A 15775-nucleotide genomic window follows, 5' to 3' on the forward strand; every position below is an offset into this window, starting at 1 on the left:
CTGCGCCGTCCGTCGCGCGCCTGGCAGGGTCATCGCTGCCCTGATTCGGCTGCGCGATCCGTCGTGGGCCGTACCGGCGCTCGAGGCCGCGGGCATCCGCTTTCGCCGCGGTCATGACGGTCGACCGCGCCACGTCGGAACGATCTACCCCGTCGACGCTCCGGCGAACGCGCTCGCCATGCTCACGGCGATGGGATGGGAGGTCCAGGTCGGCGCGCCGGACGTCGGTGCGCCCACGCATACCACGGGCACCGAGGCGGGGACGTGGGCCGTCGAGGCGCACGGCCCGATGCCGCTCGACGGGCCCACCGGCCGCGGAATCAAGGTGATGAGCCTGGACGAGACGATCGATCTGTTCCACCCTCACTTCTTCCGCGCTGACGGCGGGGCCCATCCGTGGATCGATGTCGACGGCGACGAAATTCTCACACCGGGCGTCGACGGGATCGACTTGAACGCCGACCTCGAGATCGAGGGGCACGAGGTGATCGCGTTGCTCGACCACGCCAACACGACCACGGGGGCCCCCGCGGACGGGGCCTTCGACCCGTCGGTCGACTACCTCTATCTCGACCTCGACGGCAACGGTCTCCGCGACCGTGGCGTCGGGTTCGACGAGTCGACTCCGGGCTACGGCGAACCGATGTACCTGCCCGACGACGCGAACGGCGACGGAACGATCGACGTTCACGAGCGTGTCCTCCTCCTGTCGACCTCGAAGATCGCCGCTTTTCGCCAGGGCGAGGAGGTGTGGCGCCGCGGCGTCGATCTCATCGAGATGCCCGCGTTCTCCTATAACACCGCCTGGCACGGCACCACGACGGTGGGGATCCTCGCCGGCGGGCAGGACCGCCTGTTCCGCTCGCACCGGGGGCTGGCCGGCGACGTCGACATCGTCATGGGGTCCCGGCTCACGTGGTCCGGCTGGGCGGACTACATCGAGACCTACGCGTGGGGCATCCAGGAAGAGGCCGTCGACGTCGTGCTCCACGAGTACAACACCTACAGCGGCCACGAGCTCGACGGCTCGTTGCTTGCCGAGGCGGCGATCGACGAGTCGAGTGACGCAGGGGTTGTCCACGTGTGCACCGCGGGCAATCTCGCCGCGTCCGAGAGGCACGCGCAGACATCGGCGATGCCGGCCGCGTTCCAATTCTTGGTCCCGGCCGGTCCGCTCACGTTCTTCCGTATCACGTTGCACTGGCGTGACCCCGTCGCCGAGCTCCAATGTGTGTTGCGCAACCCTCAGGAGCAGGAGCACGCGCTCGTCCCGAACACGGTCCAGGCGTTCGGAACGAACAACGTCGCGGTCGAACGGTTCAACAGCCTCGGCGGCACTTCCCTCCTGTTCATGGAGGTGACGTCGACGATCGCGCAGCACCCCGGCGTCGGAGCGTGGACCCTGGAGTGCACGCACGGCTCGGCGGAGCCCGTCACCGTGCACGCGTACCTCCGCGATCCGATGACGTTCTGGGACACGTTCACGCGCTTCCTGCAGCCGGCGCCAGACCCGACGACCACGATCTGCGTCCCTGCGACCGCGAACAGCTGCGTCAGCGTTGGCGGCTACGAGTTCCAGGAGCCGTGGACGGTACCGGCCGGGGAGCTCGGCCCCTGGTCGAGTCGGGGGCCGCGCATCGACGGCGGTCGGACGATCGACATCGCGGCGCCGCGGGACGCCTATGGGCCCGAGCCTTCGCCCGACAAGCCTGACTCCTCGGTGTACTACACCATGCCGGGCGGGACCAGTGGGGCCGCGCCGGTCGTCGTGGCCGCGGTCGCGCAGCTGCTCGAAGCCGAACCGGGGCTGACGAGCGCGCAGATCCGCGACCGTCTGCGCGCGAGCGCCGGCGTCGACGAGTTCGTCGACGTCGTCGACTTCCCGGACGACGGCTGGGGCTATGGCAAGCTCCGGGCGTACCAGGCGCTCTACGACGCGGACCCCCCGGCACGGCCCGATTTCGTCACCCGCGGCCTCGACGTCGAATTGCAGGAGGGCGATGGGACGTGCACCGCGGTGGTGCGCGTACTCGACGTCGACTGGCCGTCGCCGACCTTCCGCTGGGACGACGACTACGACGGGACCTGGGATACGGAATTCGCGGCGACGCACGAGCGCCCGATCGTCCTCACGCCGGACGACCCGACGTACGCGGTGCGCGTGGAATTCGGGCGCGAGGGCTGGCGGGTGGGCGGCGGCGCCGTCACCGGCGAGGTCCCGGCCTCGTGCTTCATGGGCGGAGGTTCCGAGAGCAGCAGCAGCGGCGGCAGCTCCGAGACCGGCGATGTCGTGACGGGCGGGAGCAACACGAGCGGGGACGAGCCGACGGGGAGCGCCGGCACCGGCGGGGCGATGACGAGCACAGGCGCCGGCGCCAGCGACACCGCCGGCGCCAGCGACACCGCTGGCGGCAACGACGCTGTCGACGACGGTGGATGCGGCTGCACGACGACTCCGGCCTCCGCCGCCTGGTGGAGCATCGTGCTGCTGGCCCTCCGGCGACGAAGGCAGTCGGCTTGAGTGCGAGCCCCACGACGCTCCCCTATCGCTTCCCTTATCGAAGCTCGGTGAGGGGTTGTCGTGGGGAGTCACGGCGACCGATTCCCGTCACATCCTGTGTGCTAGACCGCGCCAAACCTCGTTCTGCAAACACCAAGCGGTAGGGTTGAGCGTGGCGTCCGTCGACCTACTCCGACATGGATGCGTGAGTCCCGATATCGGGTATATCCGCCCCCCAGTCCGCGCCGCGAGAGGAGATAGAGTTGCTCGTCCAGCGTGAGATGGTACTGAGGGTACCCCGCATTTCACGGTCGCCCTTCCACTGGACCGAGCTTGCCGGCGCGAGGTCGCGGGAGCGGCTCGCCGCATGACCGAGCCGAAGCAGCTCGCCGCGCCGCCATCGCTCGACCGCTTCATCGTCGCTGGCCTCGGTGGTCTCGCCCTCTACTCGCGGGCAGACGCGTGAGGTCGTCGCCGTGGCGCCGCGCGCCGCGCGTCTCGACCGAGTCCGCGCTGCGGACGGCCCCATCATTCACGCCGTGGGATCGAGCCTCGGGCTCGTCTTGGCCTCGCACTCGCGCGAAACTCGGCCACGATGCGGCGAAAGGCCTCGTGCGCGCTCACCCGGAAGCGCCGCCACGATTCGAGGTCGATCCCCATCACCGTGTACTCTGGCGACGGGGTCCAGAGGTCGCAGCCGATCTCTTCGCCGGGCTCGAGGTCGCAGCAGAAGGCCTGCGCGGCAGCGACGTTGTCCGGCGTCACGAGCACGTACTCGAAGATCGAGAACTGCTCGGCGTCGTCGTCGTACTCGATCCTCATCGCGCGTCCGGCCAGCGAGTCGGCGGCGCAGGCCTGCAGCGCGGCCAGCAGCTGCGCTCGCAACGCAATGAGGTCCTCGCCAGCGATTCCCTTGAGCTGTATTTCGAGGCGGTCGAGATCCACGCGCGCAGTGTGGCCGGACGGGCGCGCGGTCGTCAACGACGACGTGGCGCCAGGCGGCCTCGATGTGGCCGCCGGCATGGCCGCCCTCCGGACGTCGCGGCGATCGGGTGGTGGGCGAGCAGCACGTCCAGCGGGCCCGCGGAGCGCCTGATCCCCCGCCTGCGGCGCTGATCGCTGGCACGGCGGCCAGGGCGAGGACGTCCACCTCGGCGAGCGACGCGAGCCCTGGAATCACCGCGAACACAACGCCCCCCGTAAGCCCGCGCACCATCCTGGCGCACCGCCGATCTCGAAGATCTCATGGGGTTACGGGGGAGCCCTCGGCGACCGCCGTTGCCATGGCGTTACCATGGCGGGGGTGAACGGGGGGCGAGCGGTGGCCTGGTCGCCGCCCCCAGGGCCCCAGCCTCGACCGATTTCGCGACGACGGAGTGAAGAAAGCAGCGAGCCATGACGCCCAGAGCGACCCATTGCCGGATATACTGGCATCCCATAAGCAAAAACAAGTGCCAAAAATTCACTGCGCGATTCACCTCCATCTCGTCAGCATGTTGTAGCGGGTGACGAATCGGGTCAGTCTGGATCAAATTTAGTGCTCCGACCGCGACGTAGTGATCTGGTCGAGTTTGAACATCGCTCGGGCTTGCTCCTTGGTGAACCGCCAAGTGATCTTCCGCCGGCGCCGGTGGGCGTCCTTGTTCCACAAGGACGTGCGACGGCGCAGTTCGGTGAGAGAGCCGATCCGGAGACGTCCAAGGCATTCACGTGACCATAAGCTCGCCTCGTTCTCAGCAGGGTTGAGCCAACTCCCGTGCTTGGGAGTATAGTGCACGGTAAAGCGGCTCCATAGCTCGCGCCCCGCATCATCGCCGAAGGCCATGCACAACGAGTTCTGGCGGTGGGTATTGAGGTTGTCCATGACGAGGTGAATCGTCCGCGCCGAACGATATCGTTGGGCTATCTTGCGGAGAGCCCGAGCGAACTGCTTCGCCGTGCGGTTGGGCGTCGCGTAGGTCAGGTGGCGTCCTGCCTTGGGCTCGACGATGCAGAAGACATTTGCGGTTCCGCGCCGCACGTATTCATAGTCCTGGCGAGCCATGCGGCCAGGTGAGGCTGGCCGGCCAGGTCGAGCGGGGTCTCGAAGTACGACCGGTCGTTCATCCAGGGCGACGACCGGCTCCGACGCGTCGGCTGGTTGCGCCAGGGTGTCGAGGACGTCGTCCATCCGTGCGACGTACTCCTCGTCGATCTGGGGAACGCACCACATTTTTTTCCCGCCACGGCTTGAGCGCGTGGTTCTTCAACAACACCCGGATCGTCTCCCGGCCGACTTGCTCGACGAGCTTGCGTTTCATGCACTCCTCGACGATGAGCATGATTGTCCACCGAGCGCGTCCTTCGGGAGGTGGCCCGCAGACCATGGCGACGATCGCCGCTTCTTGCCGAGCGTCGAGCTTCCGCGGCGGGATCGGCCGCTTCGCGTCCTTGAGCGCGACTTCGACGCCCGCGGCGAGATACCGCTCTCCAACCCGCCGAACGGATGGGACCGCCGATCCAACCGCTGCCGCCGTCGCCGCCAGCGACTTCCCCTCGTCCAACATCTGCAGCATGCGTATTCGCTTCCAGGTCCGCTCCGTTTGCCGCTCCCGGGCCTTTCGCCGCAGGAGCTCTCGATCCTCGTCCTTGAGCTTGAGTCCGGGGAACCGGGGTCGTGGCTTCTTCCGCCTCATGGCACCCGTAGATCAGAATCTCGGACAGAGCGCAAATTCGCGCAAGGTTTTTGATCGCTACGCTACGGTCGGAGCACTAGGTTGCCGGCGGCCGCGGCTCGCTGCGCTACAGGCCGTAGTCGTCGTCGACCCCGTGCAAGCTCCCAAGGGTGATGAGGTTCGTGAGCTTGGCCCCGGCTCCCAGCTTCATGGTGGCACTGTTGACGATGCTGTCCCACGTGAAGACCGGGATCCCGATCGCCGACTTGGCGTATACGAAGATGTCGATCATCTCGGTGAGCGACAGCCGGTCCTGGCCCGAGCTGTGGAGGTTCCACAGGAAGCGCATGAAGTCGAGCTCGACGGCGGTGGCGTCTCCGCCCGTGGCCGGCGGCGTGCATTGATGATCGCGGTAGCCGTAGGCGAAGCCGCAGTTCAGGGCCAGCGGCGGCTGGATCACGCCGAGGGACTCCGTCGCGAACTGCTTGTAATATACGAACGTGCAGCCAACCCCGTCGCGTTCGTTGTAGAGCCGGGCGGCGAAGAAGTGGGCGAATCCCTCCTTGTATCCCGCGCCGTACAGCTCCCGAGACTGCATGCAATGGGTCTGGTTCGAGGTCGTCACGTGATCGCACCGGCAGAGCGGCTCCGCGGGATCGTCTCCGCCGTCGTACTCGTCCCCGAGCGGGCTGTAGCCCTTCCACTCGAGGAGGTGGCCGTGCTCCTGGGCAACGACGAACTTGGACATCGCGTCGGAGGGCTGGGTGTCGCTGTAGGTGCCGAGGTACACCTCGTGCGCCGCGGGCGCCGCGCATGAATCGGTCGGAGCGAGCGAGTCGCAGCCCTTGTTGACGTAAATCGTGTTCGTGACGCCGTCGAGGAGGTGTTCGGTCTGCGAGAAGATGCGGGCGTTGACCGCCGCGACGTTCATCGCGTGGTCCCACGTGGTGGGCGTCAGGTGCAGCGTGCCGCTCCCGAACACGAGGAAGGTCCGCGCCCACCCGACGAGGTAGTCGCCTTCGCCGCTGTGCAGCATCACCTCATGCATGGCGGGCGCGTCGGCGCCGATGTCCCGCGACAGGCGGCTCTGCACCACAAGCGAGTAGGTACCGGACTGGAGCAGCTTGGTCGGGGCGCATCCAGACGCATCGAGCCAGCCGCTCCACAGCGCGGTCTGATCCTGCTTCAGGGTGGCGTACAAATACGAGGCCGGCACGGGCTGGGTGGCGGGGTAGTCATCCGGCCCCGGCGGCAGCGCGTCGACGTCCTCGCCGAACCCCGCGTCCTGGTAGATGGCGTTGAGCGTGAAGCAGACCTTCACCGAATAGGGGCCCGAGCGTGGGCTCGTCTCGGACGGCAGGTCGGGAGCGCGGAGCGAGCGCGCGGGATCGACCGGGTCCAGGATCGTTGCGCCGCCGCCGAGGCGGAAGCCGTCGCCGCCTTGCGGCGGCAGCTCCTGCAGGTCGACGAGAGCCTGGCCGTCGAAGACCCGCCCGCGCAGCGCCATGAGCTCGTCGGCGGGTATCTTCGCGGCGCGGGCGCTGGCCGCCGTCGGCGAGTACGTCTTCACGACGTCGTAGGTCGCCTCGTGTTCGGCGTACACCGGCGGGGACACCGAGGTGATCGTCCCGTCGGGACCCTCGACGGCCGCCGAGGCGTATAGGCTCGAGAGGGTACCGACGCTCTGGATCGGCATGTCCGCGGCGGCGACCCGGAACGTCCGGCTCGATCTCGCCGCCAGCGTGAACTTGCCGTCTCTCAGGCCGTCGATCCGTCGGCTGGCCACGCGGCCGTCGAGGCCGCGCCCCGACAGAGACACCGAGATCTGCGCGTCGTCGTCGCGGAACTCTCGACCGTCACGCTCAGCGCGGCGAGCGAGCACTCGTCCACCGCGCAGCCGGGCTCGATGCGAACGACGAGGCCCCCGGGCGGCGCGCTGCTCTCGCTCCGCGCGTTGGCTTCGTCGGGCTGCGGTTGTTCTGCGAATTCCTGCTCCGCGTCGTCGCGCGGCGGCGCGTCGTCCAGGCAGCCGGCGAGCGAGAGGCAAGCCGCGCTCGCCAGACGGAGCATCCGAAGGTGGGTCGGGGTGCGGTTCGATTGCATAGTGTTCATCTCCTGTTCCATCGAGGGCGAAGCTCCCGAGGATGGGAGCGCACACGGACGTGGACGGCGCGGTGCATGGGCAGGTGGCCGTCTTCGCTAGCATCGTCACGCCAGCAAGTCTCGTGCCGTGCAGTCGGTCGGGCCGCTCCCACGCGCGGCGGCGCGGAGCGGCCGTTTCTCCAGATCATGCGCTGCGTCGCCGCCCGGGTGCCACATGAGACAGTCGGGACTGTCGCAGGGGACACGCGCGGACGGCCGGGGGCGCGGGCAGGTTTCTTTGGCGCGCGGTGGACGACGACGTCGAGGCAGTGACGAGGTGCAGATCTTGGGCTGGGTCCCCCGGAGCTTTGGCGGCATCCCAATCACCGTGACGCCCGTGGGAGGTCGCTCGACATGATCACGATGGAGATGCGCGGCGCGTGGCGCGAGCTCGAGCGCAAGCTCCGTCCGTTCGTCGCTCGACGCGTCGCCGAGGCCGACGCCGAAGATGTTTCTCCATCGTCGCCCACTGGCTCGATCCGCAGGGGACCGACCCGGGAGCCATCGCCCGCAGCGACTTCTTGCGGCCCAGGTTCCGCCGCGATCGCTTGCTCGCGGACATCGTCGGCGTGCGCCTGGGCGTCGATCCCGCTGCGCGCCAGACCATCGTCGACGGCCTGCTCGCGTTCGGCCATGAAGCCCGGGGCGCGGGTGACGTGCTGACGGGAGCGGGGCTCGAGATCTCGCTCGAGCCGGGGAGTGGCCCGACCCGGCTGCTCGCGGTCACGTTTCGTCTCACTCGCGCTGCGAGCTGCGACCTCGTCCTCGGCACCGCGCACCTGCAATGCACGGGGGACCCTGCCGAGCTCCGTCTCGGCGCGGTCAAGCCCGCTTCGCGTGGAGCGGTCCCTTGACGACGAATCGGACGGGGAGCAAAGCGGCCTGAACAATCGCGCCCAGGCTGCGCCTGCTCGAAGCGATCACACGGGTGTTGTCGCCGGTCAGGATCCGCGTGAATCCGCCGACGGAATTCGACCGGTGAGATGCGCGAACGCGTAGGCGGCCCGCCAGCGTGCCGGAGTGCTCGGAGGGGTCAAGGGTGCGCTCCCTTCGGTCGCCGGCCTACGGCCGCCCTTGACCCCTCCTGCGCGCTCCGGCCAGTGGCACCAATGGCCTCTCCCCGAAATCAGGTGTTCCGTCTGCTGAACACCTGTAACCCTGATGCGTCACTCAAGGGCAACGGTCGGGGTTATCCAGGCCGAATTCAGGCATTGACGGCCATTTCGTCCCGAGAACGCGCATCTCGCCGGCGGATTCACGCGGATCCTGACCGGCGACAACACACGGGGATGCAATGGAGCGGATCTTGCGGATCCGGCATGTAGCCGGGGTCGCAGTGGCAGTGGCCGTCGTGCTCGTGCCCGTGCCCCCCGCACTCGGCCTCGCCGCTGCCCTCCGAGGCGAGCGTGGCCTCGAAGCTCCACGTCTCCAGCACGATCGTCTCGCCCCCGGGGACCGGCGTCGTGGTGAAATCCTCGGCGATCGTGACCTCCCTCAGGGTCACGCCTTCGATCTCGCCCGCGAACAGGGAGCCAGCGCTCGTCCCCAGCGCGGTCAGCGTGATGGTCCCGCCGACCTCGGGCATCCACGTGCGCCCGCAGTGGAAATGATCGTCGTGCGTCTCACACCCGTCGCGGAAAAGCAGGCAGGTCCCGCAGGTCGCATAATTCGTCTCCTCCGCGGTCAGCGGGACGCTCGTCGGTGTCGTCGGCCCGCCGAATGCTTCATAGATTTCGAGGTTGAGCACGCGGGTGTCCTCGATCGCCTCGAGCACCCATACCCGCTTCGTATCCACGACCTCCGTGAAGGCGCGGACCTCCCCCGGCGTGAACATCAGGGCCTCCTCGGCGTCGCTGTCCGTCCCCTCGCCGTCCGTCCCCGCGCTGTCCGTCCCCGTCGTGTCCGCCCCCATCGTGTCCGTCCCGGTCGGTTCGGCGGTGTCAGCGTCGGAGCTGTCGGCGCCCCCCGTCCCGGCCGGCAAGCAGTTCTGCTCGTCCTTCGAGAGCACGTAGCCCGGGTCGCAGTGGCAGTGATCCCCGTGGAGCTCCCCGTTGCCCCCGCAGGCCTGCTCCGCGTCGTCGTTGGCACAGGCGGCGCCGAGCCCCAGGGTGCTGATGAAGATGAACGCGGTGATGCTTCGGAGATCGTTCCTGATGCGACGCATGGGTGCCTCTGGTCCTTCGACAAATATTGCAACAAGATTGCAAGAGCAAGTTTAATTGCGACTTTGCACGATATGGATGCAACGGAGGTTACGGCTTCGGCTCTCGATGCGCCGGGCGTCACGGCGCCTCCACCAGTCGCAGCGCCGCGTACCGGGCGCCGATGATGTTGCGCGCGACCGGGCCGATCTCCAGCTCTGCCAGCGGGCCCGTGACGTGAAGGCCCCGGCCCCACTCGAGTCGGCCGTCGACGACCGGGTAGCCACAAGGCGCGACGGGCAGGTCGAGCTCCACGACGGCTCGATCGACGAGCTCACCGCCGGGGCGCCGCGGATCGAACCCGGTCGCCAGAAGCACATGGTCCGCAGGGATCGGCGGCTGTCCGGCGCAGTGCAGCAAGATCCCACGTCCCAGCGGATCGGCGGTCGCCCGCTCGACCTCCGCCTCGATCATGCAAACCGTTCCCTGCGTCAACGCCTTGCGGAGCTGCCGGTACACGTCCGGCGGCATCGAACCCCTGTGGCGCACCCTGCGGAGGATGTCCCGGCGATGACGCATGTCGTCCGTGCGCCGGAAGTGCCGCAGGCATTGCTCGCCGAGCCAGCAGACGTCGCTGTCGAACTGATGCACCCGCGGTGCATGACGCATTAGCAGCGCGACGGCTCCGCTGTGCCGACGAGCGAGGGCGAGGGCCACCTGCGCCGCCGTGATCCCGCCGCCCACCACGACCGTGCGGCCCGACGGAACGAAGGTCCCGAGCTCCCACCCGGGATCGAACACGTGATCGATGACGCCTCCGCACTCGCCGCGGATCGCCCGCGCCCAGCTCGGCCAGTACGGTTGGTCGCCGGCCCCCGGCGCGAGCAGCACGCGCCGCCGTGAGCACGCCGGCGTCGGTCTCGACCGCGAGCCCGCCCTCGCGTGCTCGCACCTGGAGCGCCGTCGCGCGCGACCGCAGCGCGCGCAGGTCGTTGCGCTCCATCACGGCCTCGCAGTGACGGCGGAACAGCTCGACCGAGGGGCGCCGATACGGCCGCGTGAACCGGGCCTCCGGCGCCTCGGTCTCCGCGAAGTAATGCAGCGCCGCCGGCTGGACGTCGAGGTGATGCACCACCGGCGAGCGCAGGAACGGCATCCCGGTGTTGCGGGCGAAGGCGTGCCAGCGGGCCAGCGGCTCGTCGTGCGGATCGAGCACGCGAATCCGGTCGCGCGACACCCGTCCCCGCTTCAGGAGTTGCACACAGATCGCGGTGCCGTGGACGCCGCCGCCGACGATCAACCAGTCGAGCATGCGTCACTCCCCCGGCGCGTCCCAGGCGCCGAACGGATCGGGAAAGCGTCGCCAGGTCATCGGCCCCGCGGCGAACTCGGTCGGGGTGAGCAGGCAGTTGTCGAGCGCCGCCCGCAGGCGGACCTCGTCGAGCCGCTGCCCGATGAACACCAGCTCCTGCCGGCGATCGCCGACGTCGGGGTCCCACACCGACGCGATCTCGTTTCGCTCGTCCTGGTCTTTCGGCCATGCATCTTCGGGCAGGTCCGCCCACCAGGGGCCCGCCGCGCCGAGCGTGCAGGCGACGCCCGCGTGCGACCACTGCCCGCAGCCCTCGCGGGTCGCCAGCCACACGAAGCCCTTGGAGCGCAGCACGCCGCGCAGGCGATTGGTGATGAATTCATACAGGCGCTGGGGGTGGAACGGCCGGCGGGCGCTGTACACGAACGAGCCGATCCCGTACTCCTGCGACTCGGACTTGACCAGTTCTCGCGGCTGGGCCAGCCACCCGCGGGCCCGAGCGGCGCGCTCCGGATCGAAGCGTCGCGCGCCGAGGACCTCGCGCACCGCGATTCGGCCGCGCTCCGCGGCGATCACGACGGCGCCGGGGTTGAGGCGGCGCAGCAGCGCGCGCAGCCGGCCGAGGGTCTCGGCGTCGACGAGGTCGGTCTTGTTGATGACGAGCACGTCGGCGAACTCGACCTGCTCGACCAGCAGGTCGACCAGCAACCGCTCGTCGCCCTCACCCACGGCGAGCCCGCGCGCCTGGAGCGAGTCCGGGCTGCGGTAGTGGGCGAGGAAGCCGGCCGCGTCGACGACGGTGACCATGGTGTCGATGCGCGCGACGGCGTCGAGCCGCTGGCCCTGTGCGTCCTCGAACGTGAAGGTCTCGGCCACCGGCATCGGCTCGGAGATCCCGGTCGACTCGACGACGAGGTGATCGAAGCGACCCTCGCGGGCGAGGCGGGCGATCTCGACGAGCAGGTCCTCACGCAGCGTGCAGCAGATGCAGCCGTTCGACAGCTCGACCAGGCGGGCGTCGACGCGCCGTAGCTGTGCGTCGCCCTGCCGCACCAGCTCGGCGTCGATGTTGATCTCGCTCATGTCATTGACGATGAGCGCGATACGGAGGCCCTCTCGATTGGTCAGGAGGTGGCGTAACAGCGTCGTCTTGCCCGCGCCGAGGAAGCCGGACAGCACGGTGACGGGGAGGCGAGGATCGAGCGTCTCTTGCGTCATAGTTCCTTGAGCGCGACGCCGTCCCGCGTGGAGACGGCCCAGAGCCGCGTCTCCGCCAGCCCGTCGCGCGGGAGCGAGCGGATCTCGGAGCGACCGCCGAGCTTGCGCACGACGGCGCGTCGCGACGGCCATTCGAGGACGAGCGCGTCGCCGTCGACCCGGACGACCTCGTCGGGCAGGGCGTCGAGCCACGCCTCCAGCCCCGCGAGCCGGACGGGCCGGCTGCGCACGACCTCGTGCCCGCCGCCGCAGCTGCCGCCGGACAAGACTCGCGCGACGACCTCGAGGCTGTCGTCGATCGGCAAGACACGCGCTTCCTGGCACTCCTCGCGGACGCGGGTGACGAACGGAGCCCTGCCCTGGACGAGGATCAACCCGGCGCGCCTCAGCCGGACGAGCGGTCGCGCAGCGCTCGCGCGCGAAAGCTCCTCTTCACGCACGAGCCCCACCGTGCCGACGAACTCGAGGACGCGCGACAGCATCGGCGACCGGAGCACCGAGACCACCTCTCCGAGCTCGGTCCCGTCGCCGACGTCGATGAGAAGCCGCCGCACCGCCGGGTCCGCGACGATCCGGGTGACGGCGGCGAGCAGCGCCCCGCGGAGCTCGCAGCACTCGCAACCCATGCCCCATGCCGGGTCGTCGGTGCATAGCGCCACGGCCTCGCCCGCGGCTCCGCCGGCGAGAAGGCGGGCGCGCAGCGGCTCCCGGATCGGCCCACGGGGACCGGCAACCGCGACGACCTCGACAAGGTCGGACATGCGCGACCATGCTTCCACTCTTGCAACAGGATTGCAAGAGACATCTGAAAATTATTGCAATCTGGTTGCATGAGTGGTACAGCGGAAACCGCGCATGCCCAGCGATACTCGCGTCCCGGTCACCGTCCTCACCGGCTTCCTCGGGGCCGGCAAGACCACCCTCCTCAACCGGATCCTCACCGAGCGTCACGGCCGGAGGATCGCCGTGATCGAGAACGAGTTCGGCGAGATCGGCATCGACCACGCGCTCGTCGTCGGGGTCGACGAGGAGATCTTCGAGATGAACAACGGCTGCATCTGCTGCACCGTGCGCGGCGACCTGATCCGGATCATCAACGGGCTGATGCGGCGGCGCGACCGCTTCGACCACATCCTGGTCGAGACGACCGGGCTCGCCGACCCGGGCCCGGTCGCCCAGACCTTCTTCGTCGACGACGAGCTGCGCGAGCAGGTCCGCCTCGACGGCATCGTCACCCTCGTCGACGCCCATCACGTCCACCTACATCTCGACGACATCGACGAGTGCCGGCAGCAGATCGCCTTCGCCGACGTCGTCATCGTCAACAAGATTGACCTCGTCGAGCCCGAGCACCTGGACCGGCTCGAGCAGCGGATCCGCGGGATGAACGCGATGGCGCGGATCGTCCGAGCCCGGCAGGCCGCGGTCGACATCGACGCGGTGCTGAACGTCGGCGGCTTCGACCTCGCGCGCGCGCTCGAGGTCAAGCCGACGTTCCTCGAGCCGGAGTACCCGTTCGAGTGGGGCGCGATCGTCCAGCTCTCCGCGGACGCGCACACGCTCGAGCTGCACGACGGCCCCGATGCGTCGATGAAGCTCGTGGCCCTGCCGGTCGCGCGCGCCGACGCCGAGGCGCTCGCCGCCGCCCAGGAGCAGGCGGTCCGGCGCTTCGCCGAGCCGGCCGCGTCGGTGCTCCCGGGCTACGAGCTGCAGGCGAGCGGGCGGCTCTACAAGCTGATGCTGCCGCCCGCCGGCCCCAATCGTTTCGGCCTGCGGGTGGCGGAGCCGGGCCTCTACGCGCTGTTCACCGAGCACCAGCCGGCGGAGTTCGACCTCTCGCTGCGGGACGGCCAGGGCCGGACCGTCGCGCCGCTCCTCGACCGGCTTTACGATCCCGGCCACGAGCACGACGCCGCGATCACCTCGGTCGGCCTCCTCGTCGAGGGCTCCCTCGACCCCGACCGAATCAACGCATGGCTCAGCAAGCTGCTGCGCGAGCAGGGCGCCGACATCTTCCGGATGAAGGGGATCGTCGACCTCGGCGGCGACGACTGCCGCTACGTGTTCCACGGGGTCCACATGCTGTTCGACGGCCGGCCCGGCCGGCCGTGGGTCGACGACCCGCGGATCAACCAGGTCGTCTTCATCGGCCGCAACCTCGATCGCGCCGAACTGCATGCCGGCCTGTGGGGATGCGTTCGGTGAGCGCGTCGCGTCCCCCCTCGCTCCCGCGGCTCGATGCCCGCTGGCGTACGTGGGTCGACGACTTCGCTACAGCCGCGGATCTATCCCAGGCCGGCGCTGCCGTCGCGTCTGCGTCAGGCCGGATCACAGTGTTCGCCGCAGACGATGGAGCTGTCCGATGGGCCAGAGATGCCCACGCTGGCGGGGTTCTGGCGCTTGCATGGCACCCCCACCTCGCGCTGCTGGCGACCGCCGGGCAGGACGGCCATGCGCGCGTGTGGAACGACGACGGCGCGCTGCGCCTCGATCTGGCAGACGACGCCGCGTGGGTCGAGCACCTGAGCTGGAGCCCGGACGGCGAGTACCTGGCGATCGCATCGGGTCGGATCGTGCAAATCGTCCGGCCAAGCGGAGCGACGGTCGCCCGCCTCGGGCCGCACCCGAGCACCGTCACCGGCCTCGCGTGGAACCGCGCCGGCGAGCGGATCGCTACGTCGCACTACGGCGGTGTCACGATCTGGACCGCCCGGACCGGCAAGGTCGTCCGCAAGCTCGCGTGGAAGGGTTCGATGATCTCGCTCGCGTGGAGCCCCGACGGCCGCGTCGTCGCCTCCGGCGAACAGGACGCGTCTGTCCATCTCTGGCGACTCGCCAGCGGTGAGGACTCGCGCATGGGCGGCTACGCATCGAAGGTGAAGTCGCTTGCCTGGGACTCGCGCTCGTCGATGCTGGCCACCAGCGGCGAGCCGGACGTGATCGTCTGGGAATTTCGCGGTCGCGGACCGGAGGGGAGTGAGCCGATCCAGCTTCCCGGCGACGACGCCCTCGTCGGTGCCGTCGCCTTCGCGCCACGCGGTCTCCTGCTCGCCTCGGGCGCCGCGAACGGCAGCGTGCGCGCGTGGGACCTCGCGAACGCCATCGCACCGCTCGTCGGCGTCGGCGCGCACGAGGGCGACATCTCGGTAATCTCATGGACGGGCGGCGGCCGCGAGTTCCTGGCGACCGACGCGGTCGGCGGGGTCGCGCTATGGCGGTTGCCCTAGCCGGCCCAGCGCTCTGGCGAGCACGTGCATCTGGCGCAGAGGCGTGATGGCTGGTACGGATCGAACGTGCGGTTCTCGCTTCGGTTGTGCCTGCTCGCGCTGCTCGTCGCTGCGACGCAGTGCGACGCGGCAGTGGATCCGGGCATGTGCCACACCGGAGGCGGCATCGGGTGTCCCTGGTGCGGGGAGAGTTGTCGCTACGGACGGGATCTCGATCCCGACAACGTCGGCCCGTGCGCGATCGGAGAGCTGCCCGGGCTCGATGGACCAGCCTCTTCGAGCTCGAGCGAGGGAGCGGACGACGGCTCCGACTCCTCGGGCGAGGATCGTGACGACGCGTTGATTACCGGCGACTAGGCTCGTCGAAGTCGACCGCGAAGTGGAGCTGAAAGCCAGAGCCCGCCTCGTCGGCGGAGTAGCGCAGCAGGCTGGTGTAATCGCGGTAGCGCGTGCTGAGCACCGGCCGTCGACGCGGACCCGGCCCTGCTCGTCGGTCCGCGCGTGGATCGGCGCGCTCCGGCCGGGTGCGCGCAGCTCGAGCCGCGCATCCGCCAGGCCCTCGCCGGTGCCCGACTCCACGA

The 15775-nt window shown here is 69.3% G+C and carries 13 protein-coding genes and 1 pseudogene; 4 read left to right on the forward strand and 10 right to left on the reverse strand.

Features of this window, described 5'->3' with window-relative positions; all coding sequences use genetic code 11:
* Window positions 1-190 precede the first annotated feature (190 nt).
* Window positions 191-2521, forward strand: coding sequence for a S8 family serine peptidase (locus tag NAEX_RS12205; RefSeq protein WP_170135660.1), 2331 nt, complete (start codon window positions 191-193; stop codon window positions 2519-2521).
* 507 nt (window positions 2522-3028) lie between these two features.
* Here NAEX_RS12205 and NAEX_RS12210 read toward each other — a convergent pair.
* The 5 genes from NAEX_RS12210 to NAEX_RS12230 all read right to left on the reverse strand — a co-directional run bounded on the left by NAEX_RS12210 (window position 3029) and on the right by NAEX_RS12230 (window position 7278).
* Window positions 3029-3445: a hypothetical protein gene (locus NAEX_RS12210; RefSeq protein WP_143141546.1), complete on the reverse strand. Its 417-nt coding sequence runs from the start codon at window positions 3443-3445 to the stop codon at window positions 3029-3031.
* Between the two features lie 589 nt (window positions 3446-4034).
* Window positions 4035-4712: an IS630 family transposase gene (locus NAEX_RS12215; RefSeq protein ID WP_096327681.1), complete on the reverse strand. Its 678-nt coding sequence runs from the start codon at window positions 4710-4712 to the stop codon at window positions 4035-4037.
* Window positions 4603-5175, reverse strand: a complete 573-nt coding sequence (locus NAEX_RS54485; protein WP_096327360.1) for a helix-turn-helix domain-containing protein — start codon at window positions 5173-5175, stop codon at window positions 4603-4605. Before NAEX_RS54485 ends, NAEX_RS12215 begins: the two co-directional genes overlap by 110 nt.
* Before the next feature lie 106 nt (window positions 5176-5281).
* Complete coding sequence (locus tag NAEX_RS12225; RefSeq protein WP_096327682.1) at window positions 5282-6940, reverse strand: hypothetical protein; 1659 nt, start codon at window positions 6938-6940, stop codon at window positions 5282-5284.
* Window positions 6913-7278, reverse strand: a complete 366-nt coding sequence (locus NAEX_RS12230) for a hypothetical protein (RefSeq protein ID WP_100793607.1) — start codon at window positions 7276-7278, stop codon at window positions 6913-6915. Before NAEX_RS12230 ends, NAEX_RS12225 begins: the two co-directional genes overlap by 28 nt.
* Window positions 7279-7865: 587 nt before the next feature.
* Here NAEX_RS12230 and NAEX_RS12235 point away from each other — a divergent pair.
* Window positions 7866-8150 carry a hypothetical protein gene (locus tag NAEX_RS12235; RefSeq protein WP_170135662.1) on the forward strand — a complete coding sequence of 95 codons (285 nt, stop codon included), beginning with the start codon at window positions 7866-7868 and terminating at the stop codon, window positions 8148-8150.
* Between the two features lie 401 nt (window positions 8151-8551).
* On the opposite strand, the gene NAEX_RS12240 is transcribed toward NAEX_RS12235, so the two are convergent.
* The 5 genes and pseudogenes from NAEX_RS12240 to NAEX_RS52070 all read right to left on the reverse strand — a co-directional run bounded on the left by NAEX_RS12240 (window position 8552) and on the right by NAEX_RS52070 (window position 12728).
* Window positions 8552-9460, reverse strand: a complete 909-nt coding sequence (locus NAEX_RS12240) for a hypothetical protein (RefSeq protein ID WP_096327685.1) — start codon at window positions 9458-9460, stop codon at window positions 8552-8554.
* Window positions 9461-9578: 118 nt separating this feature from the next.
* The gene (locus tag NAEX_RS47725) at window positions 9579-10328 is read right to left on the reverse strand and encodes an NAD(P)/FAD-dependent oxidoreductase (protein ID WP_143141052.1); all 750 of its coding nucleotides are present in this window, start codon (window positions 10326-10328) and stop codon (window positions 9579-9581) included.
* A gap of 13 nt (window positions 10329-10341) precedes the next feature.
* Window positions 10342-10749, reverse strand: a pseudogene (locus NAEX_RS54490) (FAD/NAD(P)-binding protein); the annotation flags it as partial.
* A gap of 3 nt (window positions 10750-10752) precedes the next feature.
* Entirely contained in the window at window positions 10753-11967 is a 1215-nt protein-coding gene (locus NAEX_RS12255; protein ID WP_096327688.1) for a GTP-binding protein, read from the reverse strand.
* Window positions 11964-12728, reverse strand: coding sequence for a CobW family GTP-binding protein (locus NAEX_RS52070; RefSeq protein ID WP_096327689.1), 765 nt, complete (start codon window positions 12726-12728; stop codon window positions 11964-11966). Before NAEX_RS52070 ends, NAEX_RS12255 begins: the two co-directional genes overlap by 4 nt.
* Window positions 12729-12822: 94 nt before the next feature.
* Between NAEX_RS52070 and NAEX_RS12265 the strand changes: the two genes are divergently transcribed.
* Together NAEX_RS12265 and NAEX_RS12270 are read left to right on the forward strand one after the other, a co-directional pair.
* Window positions 12823-14172, forward strand: a complete 1350-nt coding sequence (locus tag NAEX_RS12265) for a CobW family GTP-binding protein (protein ID WP_096327690.1) — start codon at window positions 12823-12825, stop codon at window positions 14170-14172.
* A gap of 128 nt (window positions 14173-14300) precedes the next feature.
* Window positions 14301-15194, forward strand: coding sequence for a WD40 repeat domain-containing protein (locus NAEX_RS12270; protein WP_170135664.1), 894 nt, complete (start codon window positions 14301-14303; stop codon window positions 15192-15194).
* Window positions 15195-15775: the final 581 nt, after the last annotated feature.

Source organism: Nannocystis exedens (genome assembly GCF_002343915.1).
Classification (GTDB): domain Bacteria; phylum Myxococcota_A; class Polyangia; order Nannocystales; family Nannocystaceae; genus Nannocystis; species Nannocystis exedens.

Coding starts and splice junctions, on each gene's coding strand:
- NAEX_RS54485 (WP_096327360.1), bottom strand. CDS start 5,175: ATGAGGCGGAAGAAGCCACGACCCCGGTTCCCCGGACTCAAGCTCAAG.
- NAEX_RS12255 (WP_096327688.1), bottom strand. CDS start 11,967: ATGACGCAAGAGACGCTCGATCCTCGCCTCCCCGTCACCGTGCTGTCC.
- NAEX_RS12265 (WP_096327690.1), top strand. CDS start 12,823: ATGCCCAGCGATACTCGCGTCCCGGTCACCGTCCTCACCGGCTTCCTC.
- NAEX_RS12230 (WP_100793607.1), bottom strand. CDS start 7,278: ATGGAACAGGAGATGAACACTATGCAATCGAACCGCACCCCGACCCAC.
- NAEX_RS12205 (WP_170135660.1), top strand. CDS start 191: ATGGGATGGGAGGTCCAGGTCGGCGCGCCGGACGTCGGTGCGCCCACG.
- NAEX_RS12215 (WP_096327681.1), bottom strand. CDS start 4,712: ATGTGGTGCGTTCCCCAGATCGACGAGGAGTACGTCGCACGGATGGAC.
- NAEX_RS52070 (WP_096327689.1), bottom strand. CDS start 12,728: ATGTCCGACCTTGTCGAGGTCGTCGCGGTTGCCGGTCCCCGTGGGCCG.
- NAEX_RS12240 (WP_096327685.1), bottom strand. CDS start 9,460: ATGCGTCGCATCAGGAACGATCTCCGAAGCATCACCGCGTTCATCTTC.